The 1,111-nt window shown below is 37.8% G+C and carries 1 protein-coding gene; it reads right to left on the bottom strand.

The window, feature by feature from the left end; translation table 11 throughout:
- On the bottom strand, positions 1–1,111 hold a 1,111-nt coding region (locus MLE14_RS22305; protein WP_243300548.1), incomplete at both ends, for an ISL3 family transposase.

Genomic DNA, 1,111 nt, shown 5'->3' with positions numbered 1-1,111 from the left:
GCTCTAAAGCGTTTAAAGCTTCTAAAGCCAAATGCGTTTCGTTTTAATACTTTGGTTGAGTTATTGATCCCTTCCAAAAAACCATTGGAAAAGTTATATGCAAAACTATTAAGAATTTCGGTTTGCCAGTTTTGAATGGTTTGAATGGCCTTTTTCATTTCTGGAATTTCAGAAGCCTCAACCAGTTGATAAAAATCCTTTAGTTCTTGTTTCACTTGCGTGATTTGTTCTTGACCTATTTCTTTTGCTCTGTAGAACCAAGACCGAAAGGCCTCTTTTAGCTCATATGCGACTTTAAGATCTTTTGACATTTCTAAATACCTATCTAAATGCCATTGCTCCTCATCAGTTAACTCACTTTGGGCCTTATGAAAAACATACTTCATTCGTTTACATTTCTTACGATCATATTCGTGGAATTCCTGTTGTGCTCGTCTTCTGACTCCATCTAATGCCCAAAAGATATAGCGATAAAAATGAAATCGATCTGCGACAATTACAGGGCGACCTAATGCTTGTTGTACAGCTGCTTTAAAAGACTGGCTCATGTCCATAACAACTACCTGAACATCATTTCCGTGCTTTTGAAGATATCTTTTAATTGTCTTCTTGTAACGGTTAGGTAGGATATCTAAAGGCTTTTTAGTTATTCCATCCGCAATGATTAGTTGATACTTACCTTCCCTCGTATCACCCTTATATTCATCAATGGCAATAACTTTCGGTAGTTGCTCTACTTCTTTAATTTCACTATTCGCTAAGCAATCAAACCGCCGAACAATCGTTGTTGAAGAGGTCCCATAATGATCCCCGGTTTCCTTAAAGGTTTTTCCTTTAATAGCCCTGATTGATACAGCTTGATTCCACTCTATAGAAGTTCGTTGGTAACGCTCTACAATTGGATTCTTCTCAGAAAACCTTTTCCCACATTCACATGAATAGCGACGCCGTTTATAGAAAATCTGTGTTTTCCGTTCAAACCATTTCAAGTGGTGAATTTTCTGTATCCGATAATCATGGACCCGACGGGTCCAGTTATTACATGCAGGACAACGATGATTCTTTCGTTCCATCTCTACATATAGGCGGACTATATCCTCATACTGTTCAA

The sequence above is a fragment of the Bacillus litorisediminis genome (assembly GCF_022808645.1).
GTDB classification, from domain to species: domain Bacteria; phylum Bacillota; class Bacilli; order Bacillales; family JC228; genus Bacillus_BF; species Bacillus_BF litorisediminis.
The sequence above is the reverse complement of the archived record's forward strand: the minus strand, read 5'-3'. Positions and strand labels throughout refer to the sequence as shown.